At 28.9% G+C, this 14,393-nt stretch carries 13 protein-coding genes; 9 read left to right on the top strand and 4 right to left on the bottom strand.

What is annotated here, in order from left to right; genetic code table 11:
* The first annotated feature begins 77 nt into the window (after window positions 1–77).
* On the top strand, window positions 78–905 hold the full coding sequence (locus ACN5J4_RS07855; RefSeq protein WP_418649462.1) for a universal stress protein: 828 nt from the start codon (window positions 78–80) through the stop codon (window positions 903–905).
* A gap of 120 nt (window positions 906–1,025) precedes the next feature.
* Here ACN5J4_RS07855 and ACN5J4_RS07850 read toward each other — a convergent pair whose 3' ends face one another.
* Both ACN5J4_RS07850 and ACN5J4_RS07845 read right to left on the bottom strand, forming a co-directional pair.
* The gene (locus tag ACN5J4_RS07850) at window positions 1,026–1,769 is read right to left on the bottom strand and encodes a glycosyltransferase (RefSeq protein ID WP_418649461.1); all 744 of its coding nucleotides are present in this window, start codon (window positions 1,767–1,769) and stop codon (window positions 1,026–1,028) included.
* A 12-nt stretch (window positions 1,770–1,781) separates the two neighbouring features.
* The gene (locus tag ACN5J4_RS07845) at window positions 1,782–2,816 is read right to left on the bottom strand and encodes a hypothetical protein (RefSeq protein ID WP_418649460.1); all 1,035 of its coding nucleotides are present in this window, start codon (window positions 2,814–2,816) and stop codon (window positions 1,782–1,784) included.
* A 101-nt stretch (window positions 2,817–2,917) separates the two neighbouring features.
* Here ACN5J4_RS07845 and ACN5J4_RS07840 point away from each other — a divergent pair, with 101 nt between their 5' ends.
* The 3 genes from ACN5J4_RS07840 to mscL are packed head-to-tail and all read left to right on the top strand — an operon-like array spanning window position 2,918 to window position 5,069.
* Window positions 2,918–3,529: a thymidine kinase gene (locus ACN5J4_RS07840; protein ID WP_418649459.1), complete on the top strand. Its 612-nt coding sequence runs from the start codon at window positions 2,918–2,920 to the stop codon at window positions 3,527–3,529.
* Entirely contained in the window at window positions 3,522–4,622 is a 1,101-nt protein-coding gene (gene alr, locus ACN5J4_RS07835) for an alanine racemase (RefSeq protein ID WP_418649458.1), read from the top strand. Before ACN5J4_RS07840 ends, alr begins: the two co-directional genes overlap by 8 nt.
* 45 nt (window positions 4,623–4,667) lie before the next feature.
* Entirely contained in the window at window positions 4,668–5,069 is a 402-nt protein-coding gene (gene mscL, locus ACN5J4_RS07830) for a large conductance mechanosensitive channel protein MscL (protein ID WP_418649457.1), read from the top strand.
* Between the two features lie 65 nt (window positions 5,070–5,134).
* On the opposite strand, the gene ACN5J4_RS07825 is transcribed toward mscL, so the two are convergent.
* Window positions 5,135–5,725, bottom strand: a complete 591-nt coding sequence (locus tag ACN5J4_RS07825; RefSeq protein ID WP_418649456.1) for a carboxymuconolactone decarboxylase family protein — start codon at window positions 5,723–5,725, stop codon at window positions 5,135–5,137.
* 108 nt (window positions 5,726–5,833) lie between these two features.
* Between ACN5J4_RS07825 and ACN5J4_RS07820 the strand changes: the two genes are divergently transcribed.
* Genes ACN5J4_RS07820 through ACN5J4_RS07810 form a run of 3 tightly spaced genes read left to right on the top strand, consistent with a single transcriptional unit; the run spans window position 5,834 to window position 8,365 of the window.
* A complete protein-coding gene (locus ACN5J4_RS07820; RefSeq protein WP_418649455.1) occupies window positions 5,834–6,259 on the top strand; it encodes an OsmC family protein in 426 nt (141 codons plus the stop codon).
* A gap of 17 nt (window positions 6,260–6,276) precedes the next feature.
* Window positions 6,277–7,962: a single-stranded-DNA-specific exonuclease RecJ gene (gene recJ / locus ACN5J4_RS07815; RefSeq protein WP_418649454.1), complete on the top strand. Its 1,686-nt coding sequence runs from the start codon at window positions 6,277–6,279 to the stop codon at window positions 7,960–7,962.
* 58 nt (window positions 7,963–8,020) lie between these two features.
* Window positions 8,021–8,365, top strand: a complete 345-nt coding sequence (locus ACN5J4_RS07810) for a hypothetical protein (RefSeq protein WP_418649453.1) — start codon at window positions 8,021–8,023, stop codon at window positions 8,363–8,365.
* 18 nt (window positions 8,366–8,383) lie between these two features.
* On the opposite strand, the gene ACN5J4_RS07805 is transcribed toward ACN5J4_RS07810, so the two are convergent.
* Window positions 8,384–9,433: an endonuclease/exonuclease/phosphatase family protein gene (locus ACN5J4_RS07805; RefSeq protein ID WP_418649452.1), complete on the bottom strand. Its 1,050-nt coding sequence runs from the start codon at window positions 9,431–9,433 to the stop codon at window positions 8,384–8,386.
* A gap of 140 nt (window positions 9,434–9,573) precedes the next feature.
* On the opposite strand from ACN5J4_RS07805, the gene ACN5J4_RS07800 reads away from it, so the two are divergent.
* Together ACN5J4_RS07800 and ACN5J4_RS07795 are read left to right on the top strand one after the other, a co-directional pair.
* On the top strand, window positions 9,574–12,357 hold the full coding sequence (locus ACN5J4_RS07800; RefSeq protein ID WP_418649451.1) for a carboxypeptidase-like regulatory domain-containing protein: 2,784 nt from the start codon (window positions 9,574–9,576) through the stop codon (window positions 12,355–12,357).
* 21 nt (window positions 12,358–12,378) lie between these two features.
* A complete protein-coding gene (locus tag ACN5J4_RS07795; RefSeq protein WP_418649450.1) occupies window positions 12,379–14,373 on the top strand; it encodes a DUF5689 domain-containing protein in 1,995 nt (664 codons plus the stop codon).
* The last annotated feature ends 20 nt before the right edge of the window (window positions 14,374–14,393 follow it).

Here is a 14,393-nt window from a genome sequence, read left to right as displayed (position 1 = left end):
CAAGTGTCTTTAAGTTTTCTAGTTTAGAATATTTTTCGTATATTAATAAACTATTAATTATATAAAACCTTTTTACTATGAAAAAAATTGTACTCCCTGTAGATTTTTCAAAACATTCTGAATACGCTTGTAAACTAGCTCAAAAAGTAGCATTGAAAACTAATAGTGAAATACATTTAGTACATATGGTAGAGTTACCTAGTGGCTTTAAAGACATGGGATCTGGCACAAATGTAAGTATTCCAGAAAGCATGTTATATATTAGAAAAATTAAAGACAAATTACTTAGTTATAAAAAAACATTCTTTTCAGAACTAGACAATATTCATCATGCTATTCGTTTTCAAAACCCTTATGAAGGTATTAGAGATTATGCTAAAAAAATTAATGCAGATTTAATTATTATGGGATCTAAAGGACAAACTGCTTTAGAAGAAATATTAATTGGTTCGAATACTGAAAAAACAGTTAGAAATTCAGAAATACCAGTAATTATAACTAAAAAAGACAACGACAACTTTGAGTTTAACAAACTTGTTTTTGCGTCTACTTTTGAAAATAATGAAGAGAAAGCTCTTGAAGGTTTTTTAAATTTTGCAAACAAATTTGACAGCGAAATTTACTTTTTAAAAGTTAATACCCCTCAAAAATTTGAAAACAGCACGGATTCTAAAAATAAAATAAAAGATTTTGTAGAAAAATATAAAATCAAAAATTATTCCATAAATGTATATAATGACACATCAATACAAAACGGAATATTAAATTTTTCTAATGAAAATAATATTGACATGGTTTCATTAGCAACACATGGAAGAAGTGGTTTATCTCGTTTTTTTAATGAAAGTATATCTATAAATTTATCTAAAAATGTACTAAAACCTGTTCTTACATTTAAAATATAATACTTTTAAATTAAATTAGAGTTAAGACGTTACTATTTCTTAACTCTAATTAAACTGATTATTATCATTAATACTAGAAGCCAAATCTAGCAAACGCACTTAACAAAAAAACATAGAGTATTATTGCCAATATTGCTCAACCCATGGTGCAGACCTAACATACCTGTACCACTTACCTCTTCCTCCTTTTATAGCTTTATGCGGATTGATTTCTCCATGAAAAATAATAATTTTTGAACCTTTTGGTATTGTTGGTTTTTTCCAAAACGCTAATGGAAACCGAGAAACACAGTCATATTTAAAACTAGGACACCATTGCTTTGGCCAATATTCTAGTTTTGAATTATCATTAATACTATGCGTTAAATATTCTTGTTCATTTCTATGAATTTTTCTTATCTCTTCAAAATTCTTTAAAAAATCATCAAAAACATAACCATGCTTACCTATTTCAAAACGATAAACAGATGAGTTTCCGGTAATTCTCCAAGACCTCCAACTATGGTCTTTTATTATTCTAAAAACACCATCAACATCAAAAAAACAGTCAATATTATCTACTATAACAATATCTAAATCTAAAAAAAGAGCCGTTCCTTTCAACCCGTATAAATCACTTTTTAATGTTGTTAGCTTTTTCCACATTCTTTCAGGAATATCAGTACGGATACCCATTTGAGGAATATCATAACAATCAACCTCATCAATAATACCATTTCTATCATCAGTAAAACAAACCATTTTAAATTTATATGATAAATTCTTACTTACCATAGAATATAGCCTATTTACATATTCTGCCCCATATAGAGTACCCCATTTCATACAAAAGATATACTTCTGCTCTTTTTTATCATTATTCATTTTCAGTTATATTTAGGCAAATCTTCTTTCAATTATTTCTAACAAACGTGTTTCATACTCTTCCTTTCCTGTCCAATCATAATCTGGTTTAATCATTTTGAAAATAAAATTTTTAGCATCTGCATCAGTTTTAAAAGTATTAAGTTGTGACACAACCCTGTTAAAATCATTTTGATTACCATCAAATAAATGCTTTACAAAAACAATTCTATCATTTAAATCTATTTGAATACTACTTTGTAAATGATCGTTTAATGATTTTTTAACATCTCTTTTCTCAAATAAATCAGCCATTATATCTACAGATATTGTTCCGTACAACTCCTCTTCAAGAGTAGGTGCTTTTTTTTCAACTTCCTCTTCTAAGTTACTCTTAACATCAGCATCCTTAAATAGCAATTCCTCTATTTCATCAAATGGTTGCTCTATTATTTTTTCTACTTCTTCTAAAGCTACTTTACTTGCTACTATCTCATCAATACTTTGATCTATTGCATCTTTTAACTTTTCATCAACACGCTCATGTAAGTCTTTGTGAGAACTTACACTTTGCTGATTAGATTGATTTAATTCAACAACTGATTGCTTGTCTAATTGTTTAGAGTTCGTACTAGTTAATTCATCATCTAACGCTATTTCAGATTGCTCATTAAAATCAACCTCCTTTTTAACTTCTTTATTACTTTCTAAAGTATTTTCAACATCTTGACCAAACTTTACTTCATCCTCATCTTTATACTTAGTAACTGCTACTATAGGCGCTTGATCTAATTGATTTATTATTTTGTTATCCTCTACTATATGCGTAATACTATTACTTTTTTCTATCCTATTTTTTTCAGCTAACAAAATAGAATTTAATAATTGTTCTTTTGTTTTAGATGAATTAGGTGTATTATTTATATATTCTTCTACATATGCTAAAACTGATAGTTTTTCATAAACTTCATATGCTTTCTGCTTTAACACAAACACATCCTCCTTATTTTTCATCTGTAAAATACTGTGTGCTATACTAGTTAAATCTGATGCTAGTTTTTTGTGCATAAGTTGTTCTTTGATTTTAATTTTTACTATTAAATTTTAATAAATTTGTTCCTTATTCGAAAGTAACACAAAAATCAATAATTAGCGCCTAAAATTACAAAATGTTTCTTGAAAATACTGTAAACCACACAGAACAATTTGGCTGGATTGAAGTTATATGTGGCTCTATGTTCTCTGGTAAAACTGAAGAATTAATTCGTAGGCTTAAACGTGCGCAATTTGCAAAACAACGTGTTGAAATTTTTAAACCAGCAATAGATACTCGTTATCATGAAAACAATGTGGTTTCTCATAATGCTACAAAAATTAGATCAACACCTGTTCCTTGCTCATCAAATATTAGACTATTAGCAAATAATGTAGATGTCATAGGTATTGATGAAGCTCAATTTTTTGATAAAGAAATAGTAGCTGTTTGTAACGATTTAGCTAATAGAGGTGTTCGTGTAATTGTAGCCGGTTTAGATATGGACTATAAAGGAAACCCTTTCGGACCAATGCCTGCTTTAATGGCTACTGCTGAGTACATTACAAAAGTACATGCTGTTTGCACAAAAACTGGAAACTTAGCTAATTATAGCTATAGGAAAGCTACAAATAATAGTTTAGTTTTACTTGGTGAAAACCAAGAATATGAACCTTTAAGTAGTGCTGCTTATTACAAAGCAATGCAAAAACAACATAATAAGAAACAAAATACACCTAATGAATAACCATGTGACCGTTTTAGAAATTGATGCAAAATCAATACTACACAACCTTGCTTATTTTAAGCAAAAATTAAAAGCTGACACCAAAATTTTAGCAGTTGTAAAAGCTTTTGGCTATGGAAGCGAGGCTGTTGAAATAGCTAAATTACTTGAAAATAAAGTAGCTTATTTTGCGGTAGCTTATTCAAACGAAGGAATTATTTTACGAGAAGCAGGTATTAAAACACCTATTTTAGTATTACATCCACAGATTCAAAACTTAAAAGATATTGTAAAATACAGATTAGAACCAAACTTATATAACTTTAAAATATTTGATGCTTTTTTAAAATTAGCAGATGAAAAACCATTGATGAACTACCCTATTCATATTAAGTTTAATACTGGTTTAAATAGACTAGGTTTTTGGCATACTGATACACCTGCACTTATTGCTGAATTAAAAAAATCTAACAACATAAAAGTAGAATCTATTTTTTCTCATTTAGCAGCAAGTGAAGACCCTAATGAACAAGAATTTACTATAGGGCAAATAAATAACTTCGCTTATATAGTTAAACAAATTTATGAACACCTAGGCTACAAACCAATGATTCATATTTTAAATACTTCTGGTGTTATCAATTATCCAAAAGCTCAGTTTGACATGGTTCGTATAGGTATTGGTTTATATGGTTTTGGAAACAACAAACATGAAACTTCTCAATTAAAAAACACACATACGTTAAAATCAATCATCTCTCAAATACATATAATTCAACCAGGTGAAACAGTAGGTTATAACAGATCTTTTGTTGCTAGTAAACCAACTCGAAGTGCTACAATACCGGTTGGACATGCTGACGGAATTTCTAGAAAACTAGGTAACAAGCAAGGTTTTGTTTTTATCAATAATCAGCCTGCACCTATTATAGGAAATGTTTGTATGGATATGATTATGGTTGATGTTACAAATTTAAAATGCAATGAAGGTGACGAAGTTGTTGTGTTTAATCATCAACAGCACATTGAATATATTGCTCATAAATGCGAAACCATTCCATATGAAACACTTACAGCAATATCACAACGAATAAAAAGATTGGTTAAAAATTAAAAAAATCTTAAATTGCATTATATTAACTATATAAAAAACAAAAATATGTTAAAAGAATTTAAAGAGTTTATTACCGGGGGTAATGTTATTGAATTTGCAGTAGCAGTTATAATGGCAGGTGCTATAGGAGCTGTTGTAAAAGGTTTTGTAAGTAACATTGTTATGCCTATTGTTGGTGTATTCACCGGAGGTGTTAGTTTTACTGATCAAAAGCTTGTATTATCTGAAGCTGTTATAGATGCAACAGGAAAAGTAACTCTAGCTGAAAATGCAATTATGTATGGTGCCTGGATAGATTCTATTATCAATTTAATTATTGTAGGTTTTGTTATGTTTATGATGATTAAAGCATATAATAAAATGAAGAAAAAAGAAGAAGCTGCTGCTCCTGCTGGACCAAGTCAAGAAGATCTTTTAGCTGAAATTAGAGATTTATTAAAAAAGTAAATAATTACTAACTACTATATTAAATGCGAGAAAATTAATTTTCTCGCATTTTTCATTTTTGTTATTTAAAGATGTTTGCCTTTTTCCCAACCATACTTTCCTAAGTATTTATTTCCGCTTTCAACAGCTCCTTTTTCTATTGAAGTTCCCATAGAATCATTCCACCTATTTAAATACCCAAATAAAGAAATAACACCTAACATTTCTACAACTTCTCCTTCATTCCAAAATTTATATAACGCTACTTTAATTTTTTCATCAACCATATTAGGAACCATAGAAGCCGCCAAAGAAAAATCTAACGCCACGCGCTCTGCTTCAGAAAAAGCTGTATGTGTTTTATATTCCCAAATATTATCTAATTGTTCTTGTTCCGCTCCGTAACGTTCAGCTGCTCTAATTGCATGTGCCTGGCAATACCTGCACCCTGTAGCATTACTAGAAACCCAAGCGATCATTCTTTTTAAAGCAGAAGTCACACGACCTTCATTAGCCATAACAGCTTTATTTAAATTGATAAAAGCTTTTGATATTGCTGGACGGTGTTGCATTGTTAAAACTGAATTAGGACAAAACCCAAGTGTTTCATTAAAAAAATTAGCTAATTCTTTCGTCTCAGAGTCATGATCTGCAGATAATGGTGTTACTAATGGCATATCTTATGTTTTATTAATAAATTTTTACTGTAAGTTTGTATGTAGCTATAACATTGTTATAGCTACATACAAACTTACAGACACAAGAAACAAAAAAATAATTAGAATATGGCATCACACACAGTTACAACAGTTTGGAAAGAAAATATGCAATTCGAAACTGACAATCCTAGCGGACATAAAGTTTTTATAGATGCTGGAGAAGAAAGTGGAGGAAAAGGTGATGGCTTAAGACCTAAAGCAATGATGTTATCTGCCTTAGCAGGTTGCTCTGGCCTAGATATTATTTCACTATTAAATAAAATGAGAACATCAATTACTGATTTTAAAATGGAGGTTACTGGTCAATTAACCGAAGAACACCCAAAGTATTATCATATAGTTACAGTTGATTATCATTTTTATGGAACTGATTTAAATGAAGATAAAATTAATAAAGCAGTACAACTATCAGTAGATAAATATTGTGGCGTAATGGAAATGTTTAGAAAATTTGCAGAGATAAAAATTACTTCACATTTTCATAACCAATAACAAACAAGTATTAAAAAATGCGTTGGACTTTAAAAAAAGAACCCGATTTATTAAAAGTAAATCAATTAGCTAAAGAATTAGCTATTGAAAAAACATTGGCTAAAATTTTGGTACAACGTAAAATTGATACTTTTGATAAAGCTAAGCAGTTTTTTCGCCCATCTTTAAACGACTTGCATGATCCGTTTTTAATGAAAGACATGGATATTGCTGTACTGCGTATTGAAAAAGCCATTGCAAACAACGAAAATATTTTGGTTTTTGGCGATTATGATGTAGACGGAACAACCGCTGTTTCATTACTTTCTTCTTATTTAAAAACAATTCACCCTAATATTGCCACCTATATTCCTGATAGATATGCCGAAGGTTATGGTGTATCTTACATGGGTATTGATTTTGCTGATGATAACGGGTTTTCACTTATTATTGCTTTAGATTGCGGAATTAAAGCCATTGATAAAGTTACTTATGCTGCTAATAAAAATATCGATTTTATTATTTGTGATCACCATAAACCTGGTAAAGAAATTCCGAAAGCTATAGCTGTTTTAAATCCGAAGCAAGTAGATTGCCAATATCCGTATGATGAATTATGTGGCTGTGGTGTTGGTTTTAAATTAGTACAAGCATTAGCATCAAAAAAAAATCAAACTATTGATAATTTAATACCGTATTTAGATTTGGTAGCTACTGCAATTGCGGCTGATATTGTACCAATGACTGGCGAAAATAGAACTTTAGCTTATTGGGGGTTACAAGTAATTAATTCGAAACCACGAAACGGAATTAAAGCAATAATTCATCAATTAGATAAAAAAAAATTAACCATTACCGATGTTGTTTTTATAATTGCTCCGCGAATAAATGCTGCAGGTAGAATGAAACATGGTAATTATGCCGTAGAACTTTTAACTGAAATGGATTTTGATTCGGCTATTGAATTTGCATCTGCAATTGAAAAATTTAATTCAGATAGAAAAGAGCTTGATAAAAAAATTACACAAGAAGCCTTACTTCAAATAGAAAACAATAACGAAAAAGCAAACTTCACCTCAGTTGTTTTTGATAAAAACTGGCACAAGGGAGTTATTGGAATTGTAGCATCTAGATTGATTGAGACTTATTATAGACCTACTTTGGTTTTCACAAAAAGTGGCAATAAACTTGCTGCCTCTGCCCGTTCAGTAAAAGGGTTTGATGTATACAATGCCTTAGAACAATGTACCGAATTTATTGAACAATTTGGAGGTCATAAATATGCAGCAGGTTTAACTTTAGCTCCTGAGCAATATCTAAATTTTAAAAATAAATTTGAAAAAGTTGTAGCAAAAAGTATTGATAAAAATTTATTAATTCCTGAAATTAGTATTGATACCGAATTAGATTTAGCTGAAATATCTCCTAAATTTAATAGAATTATACAACAAATGGCCCCTTTTGGTCCCCTAAATATGAAACCTACTTTTTCAACCTTATCAGTTAGAGATAATGGTTACGGCAAGCAGGTTGGTGCTGATAAAACACATTTAAAATTAAATATTATTTATGGAGCTGATAAAAGAACTTACAATGCTATTGGCTTTAATTTAGGTAAAAAAATGCCTTTAATTCAAAATGAATTTGATATTGTGTACGCACTAGATGAAAATACATGGAATGGAAACACCTCTATACAGTTGCTTTTAAAAGATTTAAAGTAATTTATTTAGAATTATTCTAAATAAATTATATATTTGCTTTCATATTAATAAACTGATTATGGAAGACATCATAAAAATATACGATAATAAAATTGGAATTTCTTTTTGTTGGAAAGGCACTAGCAATCATTTAATTCAAATAATATTTAGAGATACTGGTTTTCATTTAACTAAAAATGAAATTGAGCAATTTTTAGAAAAAGTAATTGATTCTAAAAATCAAAAAAACTGTGCTACTTGTATAAAGGGAAAAAACTGTAAATCAATTTTATTACAAACTCCTTCAGAAAAAGTAAGCATGGCTGTTTCATATATTGAACTAGGCCAAATAGATGATTTACTAAAAGGGACTTTATTTCAAATAAGAATGAATAATTATCTAGACAATTTATGTAAAAATTAATATACTACAAACCAAATATCACTCCTGTTTTATCAAATACATATAAACAGGGTAATGATCACTATAACCACCTGTATATTTACCGTAAGAAAAACTTCTAAAAGGATATCCTTTATAACGCCCTTTTTTTTCTGTCAAAAATAATTTATTAAAAATACCAGATTTAAACATTTTATATGATTTGAAATCTTTTTTATCAAGTGCCAACAATGGAGAGGTAATAATTATTTGATCAAATAAATTAATATTATCTCTATATCCTAAAGTATTAAACCCACGGCGAAACATATTTTCAAAAGGGTTGTAAAGATCATTTTTGGTTATGTTACGTTTATTTCCTTTAACTTTTAACACCTTTTTAAAACTAGTATTTATAGGATCATCATTAAAATCACCTATAATTAAAATTTTGGGAGTTGGATCATTTTCTTTAATTCTTTCTATAATTTGAGTTACTTTATATGCTGCTTTTTCGCGTAATGGTCTACTTTTAGCTTCTCCCCCTCTACGAGAAGGCCAATGATTTACAAGCACATGAATTAGCTCATCATCTAAATATCCTGAAACCCATAGTATATCACGAGTGTCTATTTTTTTATTTTCTTTATAAATATTAGGATTAAAAACTTCAAAATGAATTGGTTTAAAATATTTTTTTTGATATAATAAAGCAACATCAATACCTCGTTTATCTGGTGAATCAAAATGAATAATTGCGTATTTTTTTCGTTTCAATGGTTGAGAATCCACTAAATCTTGTAGGACTTTTTTATTTTCTACCTCTGCTACTCCAAGAATAGTAGGACTTGTATTTGATTTATCTACCCCTATTTGCTCTATAACACTCGCTAATTTAGCAATTTTATCACTATATATTTTTGATCTACCTCGCTTAATCTCCATTATAGGACTTGCTTCATCATTTTTAGCTACATTATTTATTGTATCAAAAAGATTTTCAAGGTTATAAAAAGCAATTGTACGTATTTTATATTTTTTTGAATTTGACTGTGAAAAAGAGTACTCTGTTATAAATATTATAACCAAAAAGAATGTTAGTTGTTTCATACAATATAAAATTACAACTCTAAATTAACACAAAATACTAACAAACAACTAAATACACCGTAAAAAATAGTATTTCAACTAAAAATCATTATTTTTACACTCCTCCTTTTTATTTTTAAATAATACCTTAATAAGTATTTATGAAAAAAATTACGGTGACAATAGTAATGTTCTTTTTAAGTACATCACTTTTAAAAGGACAGAGCAATGTAAGCGGAAAAATAATTAATGGAGATTCTGAAAAACCATTACAAAACGTTTACGTTAATATAAAAAACTCAACAGTTGCTACTAAAACAGATACTACAGGTACTTTTAACTTAAAAGAAATATCTGAAGGAAATAAAATGATTGTTATTTCTTTAAAAGGATTTGAGTCTCAAAACTTTCCCATAAAATTAGTAGGAAAACCTATAAGCTTAGGTACTATTTTTTTATACAAAAACAGTATTGAATATGAAGATACCGGTATTATTATACTTACCGATGATGAACTAAATGACGATACTAGTACCTCAGATAACATTTCTGGGTTATTACAAGCTACAAAAGACACATATTTACGTGCTGCTGCTTTTGAATGGAGCTCTTCTTTTTACAAAATTAAAGGACTAGGTTCTGAAAATGCAAAGGTACTTATCAATGGTATTGAAATGAATAAACTATACAATGGTAGCCCACAATGGAGTAATTGGGGTGGTTTAAACGATGTGTTAAGAAACCAAAATTTTACTAACGGTTTATTACCCTCTACTTATACTTTTGGTGGTGTTTTAGGTACTACCAATATGAATACGCGTGCTTCTGAATATAAAGAAACTGGTAGTATATCATATGCCTCATCCAATAGAAGTTATTCACACCGTTTAATGGCAATGTATGCTACTGGTTTATTAAAAAATAATTGGGCTGTTACAATTTCAGCAAGTAAAAGGCATGCAGATGAAGGATATATAAAAGGAACCTACTACAATGCAAATTCATTTTTTATTTCAGCAGAAAAAATATTAAATAAACAACATAGCCTTAATTTCACAGGTATTTACACTAAAAACCATAGAGGGAAATCGGCCGCTAACACACAAGAAGTTTACAATATTAAAGGAATTCAATATAATCCTTACTGGGGATATCAAAACGGAAAAATTAGAAACGCTCGTATAAAAAGAGTCGATGAACCTATACTAATGTTAAATTATTATTGGAATATCAGTAAAAAAACAAACCTACACACAGGAGTTTCTTATCAGTTTGGAGAAATAGGTAATAGCCGTATTGATTTTAATGGAGGTAATGATCCAAATCCAACGTATTACAGAAAACTACCTAATTATTTTTTAAATGATCCTTATGGTGCTGATTATGAAAATGCCTATAAGGCACTTATAAATTTTAAAAATAATGGTCAATTAGATTGGAAACATCTATATGCTGGAAATGAAAATAGTGGTAATAATGCTTTATTTACACTCTATGAGGACAGAAATGACGACAAGCAACTTAGTATCAACTCAGTATTAAACTCCGAGATTTCACCAAACATTTATGCTTCAGCAAGTGTATCTTATCAAAAATTAGATTCAGAAAACTTTGCAACTGTATTAGATTTGTTTGGAGCTACTGGCTATTTAGATATTAATAAATTTGGTGATTTAGGAAAGGATAATTACCAAAATGATTTATTAAACATTAACAGAATTGTAAAAAAAGGAGATCGATTTAAATATAATTATCAATTAGCGGCTAAAATATACAGCAGCTTTACTCAATTACAATTTAAATACAATAAAGTAGATTTTTTTGTTGCAGGAACCATTAAAAACACTAGCTATCAACGAAATGGGCTGTATAAAAACGGTATTTACCCAGGTGATAAATCAAATACAAAAATACCTAACTCATTAGGTAAATCAAAAAAACTAACTTTTTTTGGTTACGGATTAAAAGCAGGTTTTACTTATAAAATTTCTGGACGGCATTTATTAGATATTAATGGAGCATATATAAATAAAGCACCATCAATTCGTAATTCTTTTGCTAATTCAAGGGTTAATAACTTAACAATTGATGATATTAGTAGTCTAAATAATTCAAAAACAACCTATTTTGATACTAGTTATATTATAAGATTACCATTTATAAAAGCAAAACTAACAGGATATTACACTTATATTAAAGATGCTAGTGATATTTCTTTTTATTTTACCGGTGCTGACAATCTTTTTGTTCAGGAAATTCTAACAGGAATAGAAAAACAACATTTTGGCACAGAATTAGGGATTGAAGCTCAGTTATTATCAAGTTTTAAGGTAAAAGCTGCCGCAAACATAGGTCAATATACCTATGCTAATAACCCTAATATAACATTAGCTTCAGAAATAAGTTCTGATTCACAACTTGCTGGTTTTGATAACAATGGTATTAAAAACTACGGAAAAACAAATCTAAAAAACTATAAAATTGCTTCAGGCCCTCAGAAAGTATATTCCTTAGGGTTTGAGTATAGAGACCCTGAATATTGGTTTATGGGTATAACAGGAAATTTTTTAAGTGAAGCTTATATAAGCCCTTCACCTATAAAAAGAACAACCTCTTTTATTACAGACGATAGTCAGTATTTCCCAAATTATGATCCAATTATTGCTAAAAAGCTTTTATCTCAAGAAAAAATTAACAGTTATTATACTTTAAATGCTATTGGAGGTAAAACATGGCTCGTTGGTAAAAATAAATACCTAGGCTTTTTTGTAAGTGCTAACAATATATTAAATAAAGAGTATAAAACAGGAGGTTATGAACAAGGACGAACCGCTAACTACGCTCTACAAAGTGTAGATCAAGCGAATAAAACACCAAATTTTGGTACTAAATATTGGTATGGAAGAGGAGCTACCTATTTTATTAACATAAAATATAGATTTTAAAAAATTCATAAATCCTGAAAAATGAAAAAACTAAAAAAATTAAAACTCACTGCTATTATTCTTATAACTTTTTGCTTATATTCTTGTATAAAGGATGGAGACTTTACAATTCCTGATCTAAATAATAATGAAGAATATACAAACGTAAAATCACTAGGTGAAATTGCCGATTTATATAAAGGTAAATTAGTGGCCTTTGATGAAGAAATTACTACGTACGGCTATGTAGTGTCAAACGATAGAGAAGGAAATTTTTACAAATCACTCTTTATTCAAGACTCCCCTGAAAACCCAACAATTGGTTTCGAAATAAAAATAAATGACACAAAATTAAATGCCAGATATGCTGTAGGACGTAAAATTATTATAAAATTAAAAGGCTTATTCTTAAACAAAAATACAGAGGGTAGTTACCAACTAGGTACTAAAAACATATATGGTAATGGTATTAATGAAATTAGTGTAAATGATTATGTACGCTATATTGATAGAGCTTCTGAAATTGCTACGATAATACCCGTTGTAATAAATAGTAATCAATTAACCGAAAAAAACCTAAATACACTTGTAAAAATAAATAATCTTCAATCAGAAACTAAAGGATTAAAATACGCATCTCCTAAACCAGGAAACTCTATATATACAGTAAATAGAACAATGGTTTCATGTTTAAATTTAGAAAAAATAAATATAGTCAATAGTGTTTTTGCAACCTATAGTGCATTATTAATTCCTGATAAAAAAGGAAGTGTTACTGGAGTTTTTAATATTATCGAAAATCAAAAACAAATAACTATTCGAGATATTAATGATATTAATTTCACACAAGAATATGGTTGTAATAACAATCCTACATTAGCATCCATATCAGAAATTATAGAACTATATAGTAACGAAGAAACCCCTATATCTCAAAATTTAAAAATAAAAATAGTAATAACCTCTGATATTACTAATAGAAACATTTCAAACCAAAAAGCATTTGCTCAAGATACTTCTGCCGGAATTGCTTTAAATTTTACAGATACTTACAACTTAAATTTAGGTGATGAAATTGAAATAGCAGTTGGGGGGTTACTATTAACAAAAACAAATGGCAAATTAGCATTAAACCTATCTACTAAAAATATACTAACAACTACTCCTGGCACACTACCGATGCCTGAACAAATTACCATAGCACAGGCATTAACAGGAAACTATGAAAATAAACTGGTTAAAATTGAAAGTGTTCAATTTAAAAATACTACAAAAAAATATGTAGGCGCAAATACATTAACTTCTGATTGTGATAATGAATTAAGAGTACTACCCGTAACAACAAATGCTACATTTTCAAATAATAACGTAAGTAATAAAAAAGGAACCATTACAGGAATAATAACACAAAACAATGGTACTTACTTGCATATTAGAGCCGAATATGATATTAATTTTATAAATGATTACGAATGCACACCTGTAAATACCAATCCAATATCTAATGATTTATTTTTTTCAGAATATGCAGAAGGTACTAGTAATAATAAATATATTGAAATTTATAATGGTACTAATAATGAAGTAGACCTATCAATCTATAAAGTAGAATTATATATTAATGGAGGAACCGATATATATAGGTCAATAGACTTAAGCACCTTAACAAACACTAAGCTAAAAAAAGAAGAAGTACTTGTTATATATAATGTAAAAGCTATAGATTTAATTAAAAACGAAGGAGATATTACGTCAGGAGTAACCTCATTTAATGGAGATGATACTGTTATTTTAAAGAAAAACAACACAATAATTGATGTAATAGGACAAATTGGAGAAGACCCTGGTAAAGGATGGCAAGTTGCAGGAATCGAAAATGCTACACAAAACCATACTTTAATTAGAAAAACAACCGTAACAAAAGGTAATGTAGATTGGACTACTAGCTCAGGAACCAACACTACAAATTCTGAATGGGAAGTAAAAAATGAAGATGATTTTACATCCGTAGGAAAAAACAATACTTTTATTAAATAATATTACAAACAAATAATAAT

The sequence above is a fragment of the Tenacibaculum aestuariivivum genome, assembly GCF_964507685.1.
GTDB classification, from domain to species: domain Bacteria; phylum Bacteroidota; class Bacteroidia; order Flavobacteriales; family Flavobacteriaceae; genus Polaribacter; species Polaribacter aestuariivivum.
Note: the sequence above shows the minus strand (reverse complement) of the source record. Positions and strands in the feature narration are given on the sequence as shown.

Excerpts from the sequence above, each read along its gene's own strand:
- ACN5J4_RS07855 (WP_418649462.1), top strand. The coding sequence starts at position 78 with ATGAAAAAAATTGTACTCCCTGTAGATTTTTCAAAACATTCTGAATAC.
- ACN5J4_RS07850 (WP_418649461.1), bottom strand. The coding sequence starts at position 1,769 with ATGAATAATGATAAAAAAGAGCAGAAGTATATCTTTTGTATGAAATGG.
- ACN5J4_RS07845 (WP_418649460.1), bottom strand. The coding sequence starts at position 2,816 with ATGCACAAAAAACTAGCATCAGATTTAACTAGTATAGCACACAGTATT.
- ACN5J4_RS07840 (WP_418649459.1), top strand. The coding sequence starts at position 2,918 with ATGTTTCTTGAAAATACTGTAAACCACACAGAACAATTTGGCTGGATT.
- alr (WP_418649458.1), top strand. The coding sequence starts at position 3,522 with ATGAATAACCATGTGACCGTTTTAGAAATTGATGCAAAATCAATACTA.
- mscL (WP_418649457.1), top strand. The coding sequence starts at position 4,668 with ATGTTAAAAGAATTTAAAGAGTTTATTACCGGGGGTAATGTTATTGAA.
- ACN5J4_RS07825 (WP_418649456.1), bottom strand. The coding sequence starts at position 5,725 with ATGCCATTAGTAACACCATTATCTGCAGATCATGACTCTGAGACGAAA.
- ACN5J4_RS07820 (WP_418649455.1), top strand. The coding sequence starts at position 5,834 with ATGGCATCACACACAGTTACAACAGTTTGGAAAGAAAATATGCAATTC.
- recJ (WP_418649454.1), top strand. The coding sequence starts at position 6,277 with ATGCGTTGGACTTTAAAAAAAGAACCCGATTTATTAAAAGTAAATCAA.
- ACN5J4_RS07810 (WP_418649453.1), top strand. The coding sequence starts at position 8,021 with ATGGAAGACATCATAAAAATATACGATAATAAAATTGGAATTTCTTTT.
- ACN5J4_RS07805 (WP_418649452.1), bottom strand. The coding sequence starts at position 9,433 with ATGAAACAACTAACATTCTTTTTGGTTATAATATTTATAACAGAGTAC.
- ACN5J4_RS07800 (WP_418649451.1), top strand. The coding sequence starts at position 9,574 with ATGAAAAAAATTACGGTGACAATAGTAATGTTCTTTTTAAGTACATCA.
- ACN5J4_RS07795 (WP_418649450.1), top strand. The coding sequence starts at position 12,379 with ATGAAAAAACTAAAAAAATTAAAACTCACTGCTATTATTCTTATAACT.